We start from the raw sequence: 18,457 nt of genomic DNA on the forward strand, positions 1-18,457 counted from the left end.
TATGGTCAAAGTAGCAACCCAGACACCGATTATCAGTCTCTTCTTGCTGATTTTATCCTTGGAAACATCTTTCATTCCTTCGATTGCTCTGAATCTTTCGGTAGTCGCATTCTGTATTCTCTTTATGCTCTATTACCGGCGATTTAAAATGTTAGCTTGGATGATCATACTTGCCATTTTGCCATCCTTTGCCAACTACTGGGCAGTTCAGTTACATGGGGATGCTTCGCAGGCAGTCATGCTTGGAACAAGGGCCTTTGTGACCGTTTGTATTGGTCTTGTTTTTGTTTCCTCTATTTCCCTAAAAGAGCTTCTCTTGTACTTGGCCCAAAAGGTGTTATCACGCTCTTGGGCCTATGCCTTGATTGTGGTATTCAATTCCTTCCCCCTTATCCAGCAAGAAATCAAGTCCCTCAAGGAAGCTTGCCTATTACGTGGTCAAGAACTACATTTTTGGTCGCCCTTGATTTACAGCAAGGTTCTGATGACAGTCTTTAGGTGGCGCCATCTTTACCTGAGAGCTCTATCGGCGCATGGATATGACGAACATGCACAGGTGGAGAATCGCTATCGGACTTTTTATATTCCTCAAAGGACAATATTCATCTACCTGCTGTTCTTTTTATTGCTTCAAACCAGTCTATTTTTATAAAGGAGTTATTATGGAATTTACAGATATTGCGATGGAATTATCCAAGGAAGCTTGGCAGGCTTCCTTTCATCATCCCTTTATTTTACAATTACAAGAGGGAAATTTAGAACCTGCCATTTTCCGCTATTACCTGATTCAGGATGCCTACTATCTGAAGGCCTTCTCAGAAATCTATCACCTTTTGGCTGATAAGACTTCAAACCAAGAGATGAAAAGACTCTTGAAACAAAATGCTCAGAGTCTAGTGGAGGGTGAATTATTTATACGCCAACAATTTTTCAAGGAATTGGAAATCAGCGATCAGGAAATGGAGCAACATCCAATCGCTCCAACCTGCTATCATTATATCTCTCACATTTATCGGCAATTTGCAGAGCCAAACTTGGGCATTGCCTTTGCAAGTTTGCTACCTTGTCCTTGGCTATACCATGATATAGGCAAATCACTTAATCTTAAACCATCACCAAATCCTCTCTACCAACAATGGATTGAAACTTATATTACGGATGAGTTAGAGCAGCAGATCAGAGAGGAGGGAGCGCTGGTCAATCAACTCTATCGCGAAAGTGATGAGACAGACAAGAAAAAAATGCTAGATGCCTTCCACATCAGTGTTCATATGGAAGCCAAGTTTTGGCAAATGGCCTACCAACACCAGACATGGAAGAGTGATTTACACTCTTTAGAAAAAGGAGAAGAATAGAAACATGAGAAAGCACCGATTGCAAGTTCACAAATTAACCATTTTATCCATGATGATTGCCCTTGATGTAGTCCTTACGCCTATCTTTCGGATTGAGGGAATGGCACCGATGTCCAGTGTAGTCAATATTCTAGCAGGAATCATGATGGGACCTGTTTATGCCTTGGCTATGGCTACAGTGACAGCTTTTATCCGTATGACAACTCAAGGGATTCCGCCTTTAGCTCTTACAGGAGCGACTTTTGGAGCCCTCCTTGCAGGTCTCTTTTATAAGTATGGTCGAAAATTTTATTTTTCTGCCTTGGGAGAAATTTTGGGAACAGGTATTATTGGTTCTATTGTTTCCTATCCTGTTATGGTACTCTTTACAGGATCTGCGGCCAAGCTCAGCTGGTTTATCTACACGCCTCGATTTTTCGGAGCAACCTTGATTGGTACAGCGATTTCCTTTATTGCCTTTCGATTTTTAATCAAGCAGGAATTCTTTAAAAAAGTGCAGGGATATTTCTTTGCTGAAAGGATAGACTGATGCAGGCATTTACAAATCCTTTTCCTATAGGCTCTAGTTCCCTCATTCACTGTATTACCAATGAGATTTCTTGTGAGATGCTGGCAAATGGGATTTTGGCTCTGGGATGCAAACCTGTCATGGCAGATGATCCCCGTGAGGTTCTTGATTTTACTAAGCAAAGCCAGGCTCTCTTCATCAATTTGGGGCATTTGTCAGCTGAGAAGGAAAAAGCAATCCGTTTGGCAGCTTCTTATGCAGCTCAAGTTTCTCTCCCAATGGTAGTAGATGCGGTTGGCGTAACAGCTTCATCCATTCGTAAGAGCTTAATTAAAGACCTTTTAGATTATAGACCTACGGTCCTTAAAGGAAATATGTCGGAAATCCGAAGTCTTGTTGGCTTAAAACATCACGGCGTTGGGGTCGATGCGAGTGCTAAAGATCAAGAAACGGAGGATTTGCTTCAAGTCTTGAAAGACTGGTGTCAGACCTATCCTGGTATGTCATTCTTAGTCACAGGTCCCAAGGACCTCATCGTTTCCAAGAATCAGGTCGCTGTACTGGGAAATGGCTGTGCTGAATTAGACTGGATAACAGGGACAGGAGACTTGGTTGGAGCTTTAACAGCTGTTTTTCTCAGTCAAGGAAAAACTGGCTTTGAAGCTTCGTGCTTAGCAGTCTCTTATCTTAATATCTCCGCTGAGAGAATAGTTGTTCAAGGAATGGGATTGGAAGAATTTCGTTACCAAGTACTCAATCAGCTCTCTCTCCTAAAAAGAGATGAAAACTGGCTAGATGCCATCAAAGGAGATGTTTATGAATAGAGAGGCGCTTAGACTGTATCTAGTAACCAACCGCTATCAAGATTCCGTGGAAAGCTTTCTTGCAAAAGTTGAGACGGCCTGCCGTTCAGGTGTTACCATAGTCCAATTGCGAGAAAAAAATCTCACAACCAATCAATATTATCAACTGGCAAAACAAGTCAAGGAAATAACAGATGCCTATCAGGTACCCTTGATAATCGATGATCGGTTGGATGTTTGTCTTGCGGTTGATGCGGCAGGTCTGCATATCGGAGATGATGAATTACCAGTTTCGGTAGCTCGCAAAGTCTTGGGTCCTGAAAAAATCCTCGGTGTCACCGCTAAAACAATAAAAAGAGCTCTGGAAGCGGAGAAATCAGGTGCAGATTACTTGGGTACAGGAGCCATTTTCCCAACTACCACCAAGGAAAATGCGCCCATCACTCTGATATCGACCTTGAAAACAATTTGCCAAACGGTTGCCATTCCAGTAGTTGCTATTGGAGGCTTGACTTCAGAGAATATTGACCAACTTATCGGCACGGGTATAGCTGGAGTAGCAGTCGTACGCGATCTGATGCAGGCAGAAGATATTGAGGCAAAAACCCAAGCCTTTTTATCAAAGCTGGATGACATTATTTCCTAACTAATACTCAATGAAAATTAAAGAGCAAACTAGGAAGCTAGCCGCAGGTTGCTCAAAGCCCTGCCTTGAGGTTTTAGATAAGATTGATGAAGTCAGCTCAAAATAGTGTTTTGAGGTTGCAGATGGAAGCTGACGTAGTTTGAAGAGATTTTCGAAGAGTATAAAAACTCTCTAATTCCCTTAAAGTGGGAACTAGAGAGTTTTTTCTTAATCTTTAAAAGTTGTATGGTTGACTGGGCCAGAACCATGACCGAGTTGCGGAGCATCTTGGATGGCTTTCGTAATAAAGGCCTTGGCCTTATCAACTGCCTGATAGAGAGTCTTGCCCTTGGCTAGTTCAGCCGTAATTACTGCAGCAAAGGTACATCCAGTACCATGGGTGTGACAGGTTTGAATTCTTGGGCTTTCCCAGAAAAATTGGTCATCCTTGGTAAAGAGGAAATCCTTGGCACCGCCTTCGAGATGCCCACCTTTGATGACGACAGACTGAGGACCAAATTCTTTTAAAATTAGGCGACCAGCACGCTGCATGTCTTCAGGATCATGGATTGAAAAACCAACAATCTCTTCTGCCTCAGGAAGATTTGGCGTAATAATCGTTGCTAGAGGTAGTAAGTTTGTTTTGAGATAGTCTCTAGCAACTGAGTCGATCAAGGCATCTCCACTTGTAGCAACCATAACAGGATCAAGGACATAGGGACAATCCAGTTTTTTAAGATAGGGTTGGATGATTTCCATGATTTCGGTAGTTGCCAACATCCCAGTTTTTACAGCCTGAGGTGGAATATCAGAAAAGACACTGTCCAATTGGGCTTCCAACATTTGAGGAGAAACGTGCTCGATTAGCTGAACACCTCTGGTATTTTGAGCAACAAGGCTAGTCACAACGGCCATTCCATAGACATCTCTCGCTTGGAATGACTTTAAATCAGCCATAACGCCAGCACCGCCACTTGGGTCAGTTCCTGCAATGGTCAAAGCAACGGGTAAATAAGTCATCTAAAACCTCCCAACCAACTGAAGTTTGTATTCTTAAGAACAAGCTAATCTGTTTCAGGAAGGCAATAGAAGACTGCTAGTCCCCATTATCATTTCCACTTCCATCAGCTAGCATTACCTAGATTGAGTCAAAGGGTCTAACAGTCGTTAATCTCAGCTTTACGCACCCCTAGTGGTTGTTTTCTTTTTTCTTTAGTATAGCATATTTTTATTGTTTATATAGTAATATTTGACTGCAAATCGCTTTTCAAATGATTAAAATCCTATTTTTCGACAAAAAGATTGATTTTATGATTGACAAATGTAGATTTTTGAAGTATACTAATAACTGTAATTGACAAATGTAGATTTTGGAGGTGTGATGATGCAGATTTCAGATGCAGAATGGCAGGTCATGAAGATTATTTGGATGCAGGGGGAGCAGACCAGTTCAGATTTGATCAGGGTTCTGGCGGAGCGGTTCGACTGGTCCAAGTCAACCATTCAAACTCTCTTGGCTCGTTTGGTTGAGAAAGAGTGTCTGACAAGGAAAAAAGAAGGCAAGTCCTTTGTCTATTCAGCCCTTTTAACTTTGGATCAAAGTCGAGATTTACTTGTCCAAGATATTAAAGACAAGGTTTGTTCCCGTAGGATTAAGAACTTGTTGGCTGATTTGATTGCTGAATGTGATTTTACTCTGGCTGATTTGGAAGACTTGGAAGCTGTGATTTCTGAGAAGAAATCAAGCGCTGTGAGAGAAGTAAGATGTAATTGTATGTAAAGGAGACGTCATGTTAAATAGTATTGTAACCATTATTTGTATTGCCCTTGTCGCGTTTATCTTGTTTTGGTTTTTCAAAAAGCCTGAAAAGTCTGGACAAAAGGCCCAGCAAAAAAAGGGCTACCAAGAGATTCGAGTGGAGGTCATGGGGGGCTATACGCCTGAGTTGATTATCCTCAAGAAATCAGTGCCAGCCCGTATTGTCTTTGACCGTAAGGACTCTTCACCCTGTCTGGACCAAATTGTTTTTCCAGATTTTGGTGTGCATGCGGACCTGCCTATGGGGGAAGAGTATGTAGTGGAAATCACGCCTGAGCAGGCTGGAGAGTATGGTATCTCTTGTGGCATGAATATGATGCACGGTAAGATGATTGTAGAATAGGAGAATGATATGACTGAAATTGTAAAAGCAAGTCTTGAAAATGGTGTTCAAAAAATCCGTATCACGGCAGACAAAGGCTACCATCCAGCCCACATTCAACTGCAAAAAGGAGTTCCTGCTGAGATCACCTTTCACCGTGTGACACCTTCAAACTGTTATAAGGAGATTCTTTTTGAAGAAGAAGGCATCTTGGAACCAATCGGCGTAGATGAGGAGAAAGTCATTCGTTTTACACCTCAAGAATTAGGTCAACATGAATTTTCTTGTGGTATGAAGATGCAAAAGGGAAGTTATACAGTTGTTGAGAAGACTCGAAAATCTCTATCACTTTTACAGCGTTTTTGGATTACTAGTATCTTTACTGTGCCTCTTGTGATCCTCATGATTGGGATGTCGACAGGAGGAATTAGTCACCAAGTCCTGCGTTGGGGCACCTTTTTAGCCACAACACCGATTATGCTAGTAGCAGGTGGTCCTTATATCCAAAGTGCTTGGGCTAGTTTTAAAAAGCACAATGCCAACATGGATACCTTGGTTGCTCTGGGAACCCTAGTGGCCTATTTCTATAGCTTAGTTGCCCTCTTCGCTGGTCTTCCTGTTTACTTTGAAAGTGCTGCATTTATCTTCTTCTTCGTTCTTATGGGAGCCGTTTTTGAGGAGAAAATGCGGAAAAATACTTCCCAAGCTGTGGAGAAATTGCTGGACTTGCAGGCTAAAACAGCAGAAGTCTTGCGTGAGGATCACTATGTTCAAGTTCCTTTGGAACAAGTCAAGGTAGGTGACCTGATTCGAGTGCGTCCCGGTGAAAAGATTGCTGTTGATGGTGTCGTAGTAGAAGGTATCTCTAGTATTGATGAGTCTATGGTGACAGGTGAGAGTCTGCCTGTGGACAAGACAGTTGGAGATACCGTCATTGGTTCAACCATCAATAATAGTGGAACACTTGTTTTTAGGGCAGAAAAAGTTGGTTCAGAGACTGTTTTGGCTCAGATTGTGGATTTTGTGAAGAAAGCTCAGACAAGTCGTGCGCCGATTCAGGACTTGACGGATAAAATTTCAGGCATTTTTGTCCCAGCAGTTGTCATTTTAGGGATTGTGACCTTTTGGGTTTGGTTCGTCTTGCTCAGGGATAGTGTAGTCGTGCTTGGAGCAAGTTTTGTCTCTTCCCTTCTCTATGGGGTGGCTGTTTTGATTATTGCCTGCCCTTGTGCCTTGGGTCTTGCAACACCGACAGCCCTTATGGTGGGGACAGGACGCAGTGCCAAGATGGGAGTTCTCCTCAAAAATGGAATGGTTCTACAGGAAATCCAGAAAGTTCAAACTATCGTCTTTGATAAGACTGGGACTTTGACGGAAGGGAAACCTGTGGTCACAGATATCATCGGCGACGAAGTAGAAGTGCTTGGATTGGCAGCTTCCTTGGAAGAAGCTTCTCAACACCCACTGGCTGAGGCCATTGTCAAGCGAGCGACTGAAGCTGGACTTGAGCTTCACACTGTTGAAAATTTCCAAGCCTTGCACGGAAAAGGTGTCTCAGGGCGAATCAATGGTAAACAAGTTCTGCTTGGAAATGCTAAAATGCTAGATGGTCTGAACATTTCAAGCACTTATCAGGAAAAACTAGAAGAACTAGAAAAAGAAGCTAAGACAGTTGTGTTCTTGGCTGTTGACAATGAAATCAAAGGCTTGCTTGCACTACAAGATATTCCCAAGGAAAATGCTAAGCTAGCCATCAGTCAGCTAAAAAAACGTGGTCTTAAAACAGTCATGCTGACAGGAGACAATGCAGGTGTGGCGCGTGCCATTGCCGATCAGATCGGAATCGAAGAGGTCATTGCAGGTGTCTTACCAGAAGAAAAAGCTCATGAAATCCATAAACTACAAGCGTCTGGCAAAGTAGCCTTTGTTGGGGATGGTATCAATGATGCCCCTGCCCTCAGTGTAGCAGATGTGGGGATTGCTATGGGAACTGGAACAGATATTGCTATCGAGTCAGCCGATTTAGTGTTGACAACCAATAACCTCCTAGGTGTGGTGCGTGCCTTCGACATGAGTAAGAAAACTTTTAATCGTATTCTGCTCAATCTTTTCTGGGCCTTTATTTACAATGTCGTCGGAATTCCGATTGCAGCAGGAGTCTTTTCTGGTGTTGGACTGGCCCTCAATCCAGAACTAGCTGGTCTAGCCATGGCCTTTAGTTCTGTATCTGTTCTGACTAGTTCACTCTTACTAAACTTTAGTAAAATAGACTAAAAGTAATGACTAGATTTCTTTGTTATAAAACAGGAATGGCAGCATTTTCAAAACTGTATTAGAATAGAGAATAGAGAGTTTTGAGCAGATTTTTAGAAAAGTCAACATAAATATGATACAGTGGAATAGTAAAAGTTTGGAGAACGTTTCCAATTCTATGTAATCGTATTCTCCAAGCCTAAAAAAATTGAAGGAGAGTTATCACTATGACTCAAGGGAAAATTACTGCATCTGCAGCAATGCTTAATGTATTGAAAACATGGGGCGTAGACACAATCTACGGTATCCCATCAGGAACACTCAGCTCATTGATGGACGCTTTGGCTGAAGAAAAAGACATCCGTTTCTTGCAAGTTCGCCACGAAGAAACAGGTGCTCTTGCAGCGGTTATGCAAGCTAAATTCGGCGGCTCAATCGGGGTTGCAGTTGGTTCAGGTGGTCCAGGTGCGACTCACTTGATTAACGGTGTTTACGATGCAGCTATGGATAACACTCCATTCCTAGCAATCCTTGGATCACGTCCAGTTAACGAACTCAACATGGATGCTTTCCAAGAATTGAACCAAAACCCAATGTACAATGGTATCGCTGTATACAACAAACGTGTAGCTTACGCTGAGCAATTGCCAAAAGTAATCGATGAAGCTTGCCGTGCTGCAGTTTCTAAAAAAGGTCCAGCTGTTGTTGAAATCCCAGTAAACTTTGGTTTCCAAGAAATCGACGAAAACTCTTACTATGGATCAGGTTCATACGAGCGTTCATTTATCGCTCCTGCTTTGAACGAAGTTGAAATCGACAAAGCTGTTGAAATCTTGAACAATGCTGAACGTCCAGTTATCTATGCTGGTTACGGTGGTGTTAAAGCTGGTGAAGTGATTACTGAATTGTCACGTAAAATCAAAGCACCAATCATCACAACTGGTAAAAACTTTGAAGCTTTCGAATGGAACTATGAAGGTTTGACAGGTTCTGCTTACCGTGTTGGTTGGAAACCAGCTAACGAAGTGGTCTTTGAAGCAGACACAGTTCTTTTCCTTGGTTCAAACTTCCCATTTGCTGAAGTTTACGAAGCATTCAAGAACACTGAAAAATTCATCCAAGTCGATATTGACCCTTACAAACTTGGTAAACGTCATGCCCTTGATGCTTCAATCCTTGGTGACGCAGGTCAAGCAGCTAAAGCTATCCTTGACAAAGTGAACCCAGTTGAATCTACTCCATGGTGGCGTGCAAACGTTAAGAACAACCAAAACTGGCGTGATTACATGAACAAACTCGAAGGTAAAACTGAGGGTGAATTGCAATTGTATCAAGTTTACAATGCAATCAACAAACATGCTGATCAAGACGCTATCTACTCAATTGACGTAGGTGACACTACTCAAACATCTACTCGTCACCTTCACATGACACCTAAGAACATGTGGCGTACATCTCCACTCTTTGCGACAATGGGTATTGCCCTTCCTGGTGGTATCGCTGCTAAGAAGGACAATCCAGATCGCCAAGTATGGAACATCATGGGTGACGGTGCATTCAACATGTGCTACCCAGACGTTATCACAAACGTTCAATACGACCTTCCAGTTATCAACGTTGTCTTCTCAAATGGTAAATATGCCTTCATCAAGGACAAATACGAAGACACAAACAAACACTTGTTTGGTTGTGACTTCTCTAATGCTGACTATGCGAAAATCGCTGAAGCGCAAGGTGCTGTAGGATTTACAGTTGACCGTATCGAAGACATCGATGCAGTTGTTGCAGAAGCTGTTAAATTGAACAAAGAAGGTAAAACTGTTGTGATCGATGCTCGCATCACTCCACACCGTCCACTTCCAGTAGAAGTACTTGAGTTGGATCCAAAACAACATTCAGAAGAAGCTATCAAAGCCTTCAAGGAAAAATACGAAGCAGAAGAACTCGTACCATTCCGTCTCTTCTTGGAAGAAGAAGGATTGCAATCACGCGCAATTAAATAATTTCTCTCGCCGAAAATCAAATATAAAACTTGTAGATTTTATTCTTTAATTTTCATAGAGAGAAACTTGAAAAGATCGGAGCAATCCGGTCTTTTTATGGAGGATAGTAAATGGATTTAAATCAATTAGATATTATCGTTTCAGATGTTCCCCAAGTCTGTGCGGACTTGGAGCGTATTTTGGATAAACAGGCAGACTATGTTGACCAAGGTTTTGCTCAGTTTACGATTGGCAGTCACTGTCTCATGTTGTCCCAAAATCATTTGGTTCCTTTGGAAAATTTTCAGTCAGGAATCATTCTTCATATCGAGGTTGAGGATGTAGACCAGAACTACCAACGGTTGAAAGAGATCGGTGTCGAGATTTTACACGGTCCTTGTGAAACCGATTGGGGGACAGAGTCCTTATTAGTTAAAGGTCCTGCTGGTCTAGTGCTTGATTTTTATCGTATGAAATAAGGCGCTTAGTCATTTGACGTTAACCTTAGCTATTTTTAAAACAGAAATTGAGAATAGGAACTATTGAAAAGATCGGAGAAATCCGGTCTTTTTAATATAAAGAAATTGCATATAAATAGTTGACAACGCTTTCCTGAAACCTTATAATAAAAATATAACAGCAGAAAATAAGATTGATATGGAAAGGAGAAATATTTTTTAAACAGCTGTAGTAAGTGGATTTTATTATTTCACTGGAACTTGGGATTGAAATATCTCCATGAATAGATAGTAGGAGGAAAGAGATGCAAAAAAAGGATATTTATCTAATCTGTGTGACCATGATTATCTGTTCAATTATTATAGGTTTGATTGTAGGAAATTTTATTTTGCATGGTCTTGAAGATATTGCAGCAATCATTAACCACGGCTTACAGACAATCAATCAGTCCATCCATTGATTGACAATAGCTATTCATTTTTACATTTTATGGATCAAACAGATCGGAGCAATCCGGTCTTTTTCTTATCACAAGACTGTGATAGTTTACATTTTTATAATAAAACTCTTAAAGTCTTGCTTGTTTTTGTATTAAATTATAAAATAGAAAGTATAAAAGAACAAAAGAGGTTTTGAAAATGTCTGAAAAACAAATGAAAGTGTTGGGCTGGGCAGCGACATTTATGTCTGTTATGATGTATGTGTCATATTTCCCACAAATCATGAATAATCTTGCCGGTCAAAAAGGCAACTTCATTCAACCCCTAGTCGCAGCTATCAACTGTAGTCTCTGGGTTTACTATGGTCTTTTCAAGAGGGAAAGAGATATTCCACTTGCAGCTGCTAATGCACCAGGTATCGTTTTTGGTTTAGTAACGGCTATCACAGCTTTGATTTAAAAAGAAGACTGCTTTCAGTCTTTTTCTTTTATGAAAATAGATGCTTCATTAAAGTAATTTTTGAATGAGAGTTGAGGGAAAAAGTCCAGTTACAGCTAGCTTTACGAGAGTCTTTTATGTTCGTCTCTATCAAAGAAAAAAGTATATCGTTACTATTTTTACAAAATCTTCTCCCTACTTTATAAGATGTTAAAAAGAGTTCAAATGGAACTCTTTTTTTGCTATAATGAGGGGAGAAAAATCAGACAGGAGATCAAGATGTCAGAACCATTATTTTTACAATCAGTTATGCAAGAAAAAATCTGGGGTGGAACCAAGCTACGTGATGAGTTTGGCTACGACATCCCAAGTGAAAAAATCGGAGAATATTGGGCTATCTCAGCCCATCCAAATGGTGTCTCTAAAGTTGCCAATGGTCGTTTCGAGGGAACAGACCTGGCTACTTTATATGCAGAGCACCGTGAATTGTTTGGCAACCGTCCAGAGCCTGTATTTCCACTTTTGACCAAAATTCTCGATGCCAACGACTGGCTCAGTGTCCAAGTTCACCCAGACGATGCTTACGGACTCGAGCATGAAGGCGAACTCGGAAAAACAGAATGCTGGTACATCATCGCAGCGGATGAAGGTTCAGAGATTATCTACGGCCATAATGCCAAGTCAAAAGAAGAACTCCGCCAGCAAATCGAAGCTAAAAACTGGGATGCCTTGCTGACAAAAGTACCAGTTAAAGCTGGAGATTTCTTCTATGTACCAAGTGGCACTATGCATGCTATCGGTGCGGGTATCTTGATTCTTGAAACCCAACAATCTAGTGACACCACCTATCGCGTCTATGACTTTGACCGTAAGGATGATAAGGGAAACTTGCGTGAACTTCACCTTGAAAAATCCATTGATGTATTGAACATTGGTGAGCCTGCAAATAGCCGTCCTGTAACTGTCAAAGCTGATGATTTATACTCAACTCTCCTTGTATCCAATGATTTCTTTGCAGTTTACAAGTGGGAAATTACTGGAAAAGTTGACTTCGAAAAGACAGCTGACTACAGCTTATTGAGTGTCCTAGTTGGTCAAGGTCAGCTAACTGTTGACGGGAAAAATTATCCAATTCAAAAAGGCAGCCACTTTATCCTACCAAGTGATGTTGAAGCTTGGACATTGGAAGGGCAAGCTTTGGAATTGATTGTTAGCCATCCATAAAAAAGAAAGGGCCTGAGTTCACTACTCAAGTCCTTTTTGATTACATAAATTGGGCGATGAAGACCACGATGATGATGATTGGAATGATGAAACGAAGAAGGAAGAGCCAGACTTGGAACAGTCCCTGTTTCCATGCTGTTTCATCGAGATGGAGTTCCTCCATTGCAAGAGCCTTTTTAAAGATATAGCCTGTAAAGAGTGAAAGGCAGAGAGCTCCAAATGGCATGAGGAGATTGGAAACCAAGAAGTCCATAGCGTCAAAGAAGGTCTTCCCAAAGATGTGAACATCCGCCATAACACCGTAAGAAAGGGCTGAAGGAATTCCAAAGACAAAGGTCAAGATTCCCAAAATGGCACTCCACATGGCACGCTTGCTGTTGTTCTGATTGGTGATATTGCCTACATTGATTTCCAGCATCACGACGGAAGAAGTGACTGTCGCAAAGAGGAAGAGCAAGAGGAAGAGGATGTAGAAAATGGTTCCAAAAGGCATCTTGTCAAAGAGTTGAGGCAAGACGATAAAGAGCAAGCTCGGTCCCCCTTCAGACTGGATATTGAAGGCTGACATGGCTGGGAAAATGGCGAGACCTGCCATGATGGATACCGAGATATTCATGGCTACAATGGAAATCCCTGACTGAACCAGATTGGTTTTCTTGTCCAAGTAAGAAGCATAGGTCAACATGGCTGTAACTCCTAGTGAGAGGGCAAAGAAAGATTGTCCCAGAGCATAGAGGAGACCAGCACTGGTCAGTTTTGAAAAGTCTGGTTTGAGGAAGTAAAGAACCCCTTCCATGGCATTTGGCAAACTGAGAGAGCGCCCGATGATGACGACAAAGATGATAAAGAGCAGGGGCATCATGACTTTCGAAGCTCTTTCAATCCCTTTTTGAACCCCACGTGATACAATGAAGATATTCAATAAGATAAAAGCAGCTTGAGCTCCTAGGGCAATGGCTGGATTGGAAATAATATCGGTAAAGAGCTGAGCATAGTCATTGGTAATGCCTAGGTGGAGAGCTTTACCGATAGCGATACCTAAATAAATGAAGACCCATCCTCCAATAACACTGTAGAAAGATAAGAGGATAAAGAGGGCAAAGGCACCAATCCAACCGATAAAGTTGTACTTACTATTCTTGCCTAGTTTTCCAAAGGTTTTGATAGCTGAGACACCAGCACTTCGGCCGAGAGCAAATTCAGCCAGCAATAGGGGGAAACCGATTAGAATAGTGGAGATGAGAAAGACCAGTAAAAAGCCACCTCCACCGTTAGCAGCAGTCATGTAAGGGAATTTCCAAACGGCTCCAAGTCCGATGGCTGAACCAGCAGATGCTAGGATGAAGCCCAGTTTAGAACCCCATTGCGATTTTTCAGACATAGTTAAACTCCTAAAATTAGTGTTACAAAAGAAAAAGCTACTGCCCTTGGCAAATAGCCTCATCAGTACTCAAAGTGAGCGTTTCTTTTGATTGATAGACTTGACTATCCTATCATGTTTTCTAAGGTCTGTCAAGAAAACCATTTTCATGTTATGATAAAGTAAAAAATTTCGCAAAAACGCTTGACTCTGACCTAAGGGGAGGGGTTATACTATCATTGTAAGGAGGAAATCATGTACCATATAAAAGAAGCTGCGCAGCTTTCGGGCGTCTCCGTCAAGACCCTGCACCACTACGATAAGATAGGACTTTTGGTTCCTTTAAAGTCGGAAAACGGCTATCGAACCTACAGTCAGGAGGATTTGGAACGCCTTCAGGTCATTCTTTATTACAAGTATCTAGGTTTTTCTTTAGAAAAAATAGCAGAGCTATTAAAGGAAGAAAGGACTGATTTATTGCCCCACTTGACCAGACAGTTGGACTATTTGACTCGAGAAAGGCAACATCTGGATACCTTGATTTCCACCTTGCAGAAAACTATTCAAGAACAAAAAGGAGAAAGAGAAATGAGCATTCAAGAGAAATTTGCTGGATTTGACTACCAAGACCATCAAAAATACCACCAAGAGGCGGTAGAGAAATATGGACAAGAAGTCATGGACCAAGCGCTGGAGCGCCAGAAAGGTCACGAAGACGAGGCTACGGCTGCCTTCAACCAAGTTTTTCAAGCCTTGTCACAAAATCTTCAAGCTGGTCTACCTGTAACAGCAACAGAAAACCAAGAAGAAGCTGCTAAACTCTTGCAAGCCATTCGTACTTATGGATTTGACTGCTCTATTGAGGTATTCGGTCATATCGGTAAAGGCTACGTCTATAACCCAGAATTTAAGGAAAACATTGACAAATTTGGATCTGGAACAGCCCAGTACACATCAGATGTGATTGCCCACTATGTCCAAAATCAGACAAAATAAAATCGGAGGAGTGATCTTCCGATTTTTTCTAAATTCAAGCACTACTTGCTTAATAATTTTTCTACTACATTTAGTTTTCGCATGGTCAAATCTACATTGAAAAGCTTTTCAAGATAGTTAGTACTGAGCTTTTTTCGTTTTGCAGTTCTAGGGAGATAGAGATAGAGACAGTGGTTACCGACACAAATTTCTTCTTCGCTGTAATCAATTTTTAATTTTTCTAAAGGGAGACTTTGAATAGCTTCTTGATAAAAAATCACGTGTACACGGTCATAAAGATAGTGTTCTCTAAACGGATTTTCTTGGACAATGTTTTTAAAAATATCCTTATTCTTAATGATTATTTTGAGATTGGCTCCAATCTTTTCCTTTATTAGAGTATGAACACGTTCTCGTATTGTTTCGAGAGCTAAGTTACTTTCAAGAATAATATTTCCACTTTGAATATAAGTTCGAACTTGTTGAAAACCAGCTTCTGTCAAGATATCTACTAGATAAGACATTTTCGGGATAGCATTTTTTCCATTAGGAGTAACTCCCCTTAACAAGATAATATGTTCCAAAGGACTTCCTTTCTTTTGGGGCTGATTTAGCCATTGAATAATTTAAATTTAGATTGGATTTGATCCCGCCACCCATCCGGTACAGAGGGCAGAAGTGATGTTAAAGCCACCTGTGTGGGCGTTGATATCCAGTACCTCACCAGCAAAGTGTAGCCCAGGCACCAGCTTACTTTCTAGAGTCTTAGGATTGATTTCCTTGAGACTAACGCCACCCTTGGTAACAAATGACTTGGCGAGGGACATTTTACCAGTAACAGGAATTTTAAGTCCTTTGATGGACTGGAGAAGTTGATCTCGTTCTTTTTCAGTCAGTTGTTTGACTTTGTCAGGATAGCCTTGCATAAAAAATTCTGCCAAGCGTTCTGGCAACAAGGTTTTTAAGGCATTTTTCAAGGATTTTTCCCGATTTTCTTCTAGAAATGCAGTCAAGTCCTCCTCAGAAAGTTGAGGCAAAACATCGAGTGAGAGAACCTCTCCGCCCTTGACAAAGCTGGACATACGCAGGGCAGCAGGACCTGATAAACCAAAGTGGGTAAAGAGTAAATCATGAGTGATGACATGCTTGCCATAGCTTAGGGTCACATCGTCCAGCGAAATCCCCTGCAAGACCTTGTGTGGAAAATCTGTCAACAAAGGACTTTCAGCTGCCTCAAGCTCGGTAATAGTGTGTTTAAAATGACGGGCAATCTCATGACCAAAACCAGTTGAACCAGTAGAAGGATAGGATTTTCCACCAGTTGTGACAATGAGTTTATCACAAGTGAAATTTTGGTCTGCGGACTTAAGGACAAACTGGTCATCCACCTTTTTAACCGAAACAATCTCTGTTTGAGTAGCAACTTGACCACCTAGCTCAGTGATTTTCTTTTCCAAAGCTTCGATAATGGTCCGAGATTTGTCACTGGCAGGAAAGACGCGTCCGTGGTCCTCGACCTTAAGTTTAACCCCATTTTCCGTAAAAAAGTTAATGATATCATGGTTATCAAATTGGGAGAAGACACTGTAAAGAAAGCGTCCGTTTCCAGGGATGCCAGCTAGCAGGTCGTCCAAGCTACCATTGTTGGTCACATTGCAACGTCCACCACCAGTCCCAGCTAATTTTTTTCCAAGTTTCCGATTTTTTTCGATGAGGAGGGTTTTCTGTCCATAAAAGCTACTGGAAATCGTAGCCATCATACCAGCAGGACCCCCACCGATGACAATAGTATCAAAATGTTTCATAGCTCTATTGTACCATAAAAAAACAAGAGATGATGGTCACCTCTTGTTAAGAATGCAATTAATCAATTTCATATCCCATCAGCAAACCACCATCTTCTGCATAAAAACTGCAGAGACCAGAGGTTGGGAGAATTTTAATATCCGCATGTGGGAAGGTTTCACGGATTCGCTCTGAAAGTTGTTGGCAACATTTCTCGTTATTGCGTTGAGCCATGACAATACGACCACCAGCATATCCTGCTTTCACTAACTCTTCATAGGCTGCCTGAATCGATTTCTTTGCTCCTCTTGCTTTTTGTAGCAATTCGAGAGTTCCAGTTTCACTAGCTTCCCCGACCATACGGATATTTAGAAGGCCAACGACCGTACCGATAAGCTTGCTCAAACGGCCATTTTTCACCAAGTTATCGACTTTGGCTAGTACAAAGAGCAACTTGGTTTTTTCTTGATAGGCAGTGATAGCTTCAACCACTTCTTCAAAAGATAAGCCCTGGTCAATCAAGTCATTTAATTTTTCTACGAGCAAGTCAACTTCACCGCCAGCAGACAAACTATCAATTACATGAATCTTAGTGTCAGGATATTCTTCCAGATAAATATTCTTGGCCAGTTGAGCACTATTGTGACTACCAGAAAGAGTACCAGTGATGGTTACTAGGAAAATGTTTTTGGCTCCTTCAAATGCTCGCAAATAATCATCTGGGCTTGGACAAGCTGATTTTGAAGCTTCTGCAGTTGCATACATGGTTTCCATCATTTGGTCAATATCAAGACTGGCATCATCAACAAAGACCTGATCAGCTACTTGAATGGTTAAGGGAACACTTACAAAGGTCGTGTCAATAGCTGGTGTTGCCAGCTGACGATAATCACAACCAGAGTCAGCAATAATCTTCCAAGTCATAGAAATTCTCCATCTTTGTCAGTTATACATTGACAAAGGTTCTGTCTTTTTTTACAATTATATCATGAAAGCCCTTGAAACAAAAGCCTCATCCGTCTGTTGTGACAAGTAGAAAGAAAATGTTATGTCTGAACGTAGAATCTCTGAAAAGTCTCTTGAAAATCTCAGAAAATCAAACCAAGAATCGAATTTATTAACTAGAGAAGCCATCGAAACAGCCCTCTTGCAGCTCTTGGAAAAAAAGGACCTGACCAAGATTAGTATTTCTGAATTGGTCAAACGTGCAGGCGTTTCTCGTGCAGCCTTTTACCGTAATTATGATTCCAAAGAGGAGATTTTAGAAAGCGTCTTTAAACGAACTGTCCACAATATTATGGAACAGATGCATCATTATGATTTAAAGACAGACCTTTATCTGGTCTGGGTTCACCTTTTCCGAGAGGCAAGAAAGGAAGCCAGAGTGATTCAACTGGCCTTGGATTACCATCTGGAAAAAATCTTTGTCCAAGCCATGCAGGAATTTCTAGAAAAATACCATGGAAAATCAAAAGGTGTCAGCTCTTATCTTCATTCCTTCTGGAGTTCGGCCATCGTCTCTGTCCTCCTAAAATGGATCAAGGATGGCATGAAGGTACCAGCTGAAAAGATTGCGGATTTACGGTTACCATTTTTTAAAAAATAGAGAAAAAGGAGAAAAGAGATGACTGAAAAAAGATTGGCTTGGGATGAGTATTTTGCAGCCCAAGCCCTACTGATTGCCAATCGTTCCACTTGTAAACGTGCCAAAGTGGGCGCAATTCTGGTAAAAGATAATAAGGTTATTTCCACTGGTTACAATGGTTCGGTGTCAGGAACCGAGCATTGTATTGACCACGAATGTCTGGTCATTGAAGGCCACTGTGTTCGCACCCTTCACGCTGAGGTTAATGCCATTCTCCAAGGGGCTGAGCGTGGTGTTCCTAAAGGTTTTACAGCCTATGTAACCCATTTTCCTTGTCTAAACTGTACAAAACAATTGCTGCAGGTTGGTTGCAAGCGCGTGGTTTATATCAATCAGTACCGAATGGATGACTACGCCCAATACCTTTATCAAGAAAAAGGGACAGAATTAACCCATTTACCACTTGAGACAGTACAAGTAGCTCTAAAAGAGGCAGATTTAATGTAAAAATGGTAAATTCCCAA

The 18,457-nt window shown here is 41.4% G+C and carries 21 protein-coding genes and 1 riboswitch; of the genes, 16 read left to right on the forward strand and 5 right to left on the reverse strand.

What is annotated here, in order from left to right; all coding sequences use genetic code 11:
• Position 1 precedes the first annotated feature (1 nt).
• Genes HT730_RS02965 through thiE form a run of 5 tightly spaced genes read left to right on the forward strand, consistent with a single transcriptional unit; the run spans position 2 to position 3,312 of the window.
• Entirely contained in the window at positions 2-652 is a 651-nt protein-coding gene (locus HT730_RS02965) for an energy-coupling factor transporter transmembrane component T (RefSeq protein ID WP_050236843.1), read from the forward strand.
• Positions 653-662: 10 nt separating this feature from the next.
• Positions 663-1,355: a thiaminase II gene (gene tenA / locus HT730_RS02970; RefSeq protein ID WP_050236842.1), complete on the forward strand. Its 693-nt coding sequence runs from the start codon at positions 663-665 to the stop codon at positions 1,353-1,355.
• 4 nt (positions 1,356-1,359) lie between these two features.
• On the forward strand, positions 1,360-1,884 hold the full coding sequence (gene thiW / locus HT730_RS02975; protein WP_173306768.1) for an energy coupling factor transporter S component ThiW: 525 nt from the start codon (positions 1,360-1,362) through the stop codon (positions 1,882-1,884).
• Entirely contained in the window at positions 1,884-2,687 is an 804-nt protein-coding gene (locus tag HT730_RS02980; protein WP_050236840.1) for a hydroxyethylthiazole kinase, read from the forward strand. The genes thiW and HT730_RS02980 overlap by 1 nt, the downstream gene beginning before the upstream one ends.
• A complete protein-coding gene (gene thiE / locus HT730_RS02985; RefSeq protein WP_173306769.1) occupies positions 2,680-3,312 on the forward strand; it encodes a thiamine phosphate synthase in 633 nt (210 codons plus the stop codon). The genes HT730_RS02980 and thiE overlap by 8 nt, the downstream gene beginning before the upstream one ends.
• A 207-nt stretch (positions 3,313-3,519) precedes the next feature.
• Here thiE and thiD read toward each other — a convergent pair whose 3' ends face one another.
• A complete protein-coding gene (gene thiD, locus HT730_RS02990) occupies positions 3,520-4,311 on the reverse strand; it encodes a bifunctional hydroxymethylpyrimidine kinase/phosphomethylpyrimidine kinase (RefSeq protein WP_050242366.1) in 792 nt (263 codons plus the stop codon).
• An 83-nt stretch (positions 4,312-4,394) separates the two neighbouring features.
• A riboswitch (TPP riboswitch) is annotated at positions 4,395-4,492 on the reverse strand.
• 183 nt (positions 4,493-4,675) lie between these two features.
• Between thiD and HT730_RS02995 the strand changes: the two genes are divergently transcribed.
• The 8 genes from HT730_RS02995 (at position 4,676) to manA (ending at position 12,228) form a co-directional block, all read left to right on the forward strand.
• Positions 4,676-5,071 (forward strand): CopY/TcrY family copper transport repressor, encoded by a 396-nt coding sequence (locus HT730_RS02995; protein WP_173306779.1) that lies wholly within the window; start codon positions 4,676-4,678, stop codon positions 5,069-5,071.
• A gap of 10 nt (positions 5,072-5,081) precedes the next feature.
• A complete protein-coding gene (locus HT730_RS03000) occupies positions 5,082-5,453 on the forward strand; it encodes a cupredoxin domain-containing protein (RefSeq protein ID WP_173306770.1) in 372 nt (123 codons plus the stop codon).
• A gap of 9 nt (positions 5,454-5,462) precedes the next feature.
• Positions 5,463-7,706: a heavy metal translocating P-type ATPase gene (locus HT730_RS03005; protein ID WP_173306771.1), complete on the forward strand. Its 2,244-nt coding sequence runs from the start codon at positions 5,463-5,465 to the stop codon at positions 7,704-7,706.
• A gap of 206 nt (positions 7,707-7,912) precedes the next feature.
• Positions 7,913-9,688, forward strand: a complete 1,776-nt coding sequence (gene spxB, locus HT730_RS03010) for a pyruvate oxidase (RefSeq protein WP_112443465.1) — start codon at positions 7,913-7,915, stop codon at positions 9,686-9,688.
• Between the two features lie 110 nt (positions 9,689-9,798).
• A complete protein-coding gene (locus HT730_RS03015; RefSeq protein ID WP_173306772.1) occupies positions 9,799-10,146 on the forward strand; it encodes a VOC family protein in 348 nt (115 codons plus the stop codon).
• 284 nt (positions 10,147-10,430) lie between these two features.
• Entirely contained in the window at positions 10,431-10,586 is a 156-nt protein-coding gene (locus HT730_RS03020) for a hypothetical protein (RefSeq protein ID WP_173306773.1), read from the forward strand.
• A gap of 178 nt (positions 10,587-10,764) precedes the next feature.
• Positions 10,765-11,025 (forward strand): SemiSWEET family transporter, encoded by a 261-nt coding sequence (locus HT730_RS03025; protein WP_173275620.1) that lies wholly within the window; start codon positions 10,765-10,767, stop codon positions 11,023-11,025.
• 258 nt (positions 11,026-11,283) lie between these two features.
• Positions 11,284-12,228 carry a mannose-6-phosphate isomerase, class I gene (gene manA / locus HT730_RS03030; RefSeq protein ID WP_173306774.1) on the forward strand — a complete coding sequence of 315 codons (945 nt, stop codon included), beginning with the start codon at positions 11,284-11,286 and terminating at the stop codon, positions 12,226-12,228.
• 40 nt (positions 12,229-12,268) lie between these two features.
• Here the strand turns inward: manA and HT730_RS03035 are convergent, their stop codons facing one another.
• A complete protein-coding gene (locus HT730_RS03035; protein ID WP_173306780.1) occupies positions 12,269-13,609 on the reverse strand; it encodes a sodium-dependent transporter in 1,341 nt (446 codons plus the stop codon).
• Between the two features lie 234 nt (positions 13,610-13,843).
• Here HT730_RS03035 and HT730_RS03045 point away from each other — a divergent pair, with 234 nt between their 5' ends.
• The gene (locus HT730_RS03045) at positions 13,844-14,584 is read left to right on the forward strand and encodes a MerR family transcriptional regulator (RefSeq protein WP_173306775.1); all 741 of its coding nucleotides are present in this window, start codon (positions 13,844-13,846) and stop codon (positions 14,582-14,584) included.
• A gap of 41 nt (positions 14,585-14,625) precedes the next feature.
• On the opposite strand, the gene HT730_RS03050 is transcribed toward HT730_RS03045, so the two are convergent.
• From HT730_RS03050 to HT730_RS03060, 3 genes are read right to left on the reverse strand one after another with little or no spacing between them, the layout of a single operon-like run.
• Positions 14,626-15,147 (reverse strand): DUF1697 domain-containing protein, encoded by a 522-nt coding sequence (locus HT730_RS03050; protein ID WP_173306776.1) that lies wholly within the window; start codon positions 15,145-15,147, stop codon positions 14,626-14,628.
• Positions 15,148-15,195: 48 nt separating this feature from the next.
• Positions 15,196-16,368: an NAD(P)/FAD-dependent oxidoreductase gene (locus tag HT730_RS03055; RefSeq protein ID WP_173306777.1), complete on the reverse strand. Its 1,173-nt coding sequence runs from the start codon at positions 16,366-16,368 to the stop codon at positions 15,196-15,198.
• 58 nt (positions 16,369-16,426) lie between these two features.
• Positions 16,427-17,272, reverse strand: a complete 846-nt coding sequence (locus HT730_RS03060) for a DegV family protein (RefSeq protein WP_173306778.1) — start codon at positions 17,270-17,272, stop codon at positions 16,427-16,429.
• Between the two features lie 124 nt (positions 17,273-17,396).
• Between HT730_RS03060 and HT730_RS03065 the strand changes: the two genes are divergently transcribed.
• A complete protein-coding gene (locus tag HT730_RS03065) occupies positions 17,397-17,954 on the forward strand; it encodes a TetR/AcrR family transcriptional regulator (RefSeq protein WP_173249954.1) in 558 nt (185 codons plus the stop codon).
• 18 nt (positions 17,955-17,972) lie between these two features.
• A complete protein-coding gene (locus tag HT730_RS03070) occupies positions 17,973-18,440 on the forward strand; it encodes a cytidine/deoxycytidylate deaminase family protein (RefSeq protein WP_000136977.1) in 468 nt (155 codons plus the stop codon).
• The last annotated feature ends 17 nt before the right edge of the window (positions 18,441-18,457 follow it).

Source organism: Streptococcus sp. k-628, assembly GCF_013277475.1.
GTDB lineage: Bacteria > Bacillota > Bacilli > Lactobacillales > Streptococcaceae > Streptococcus.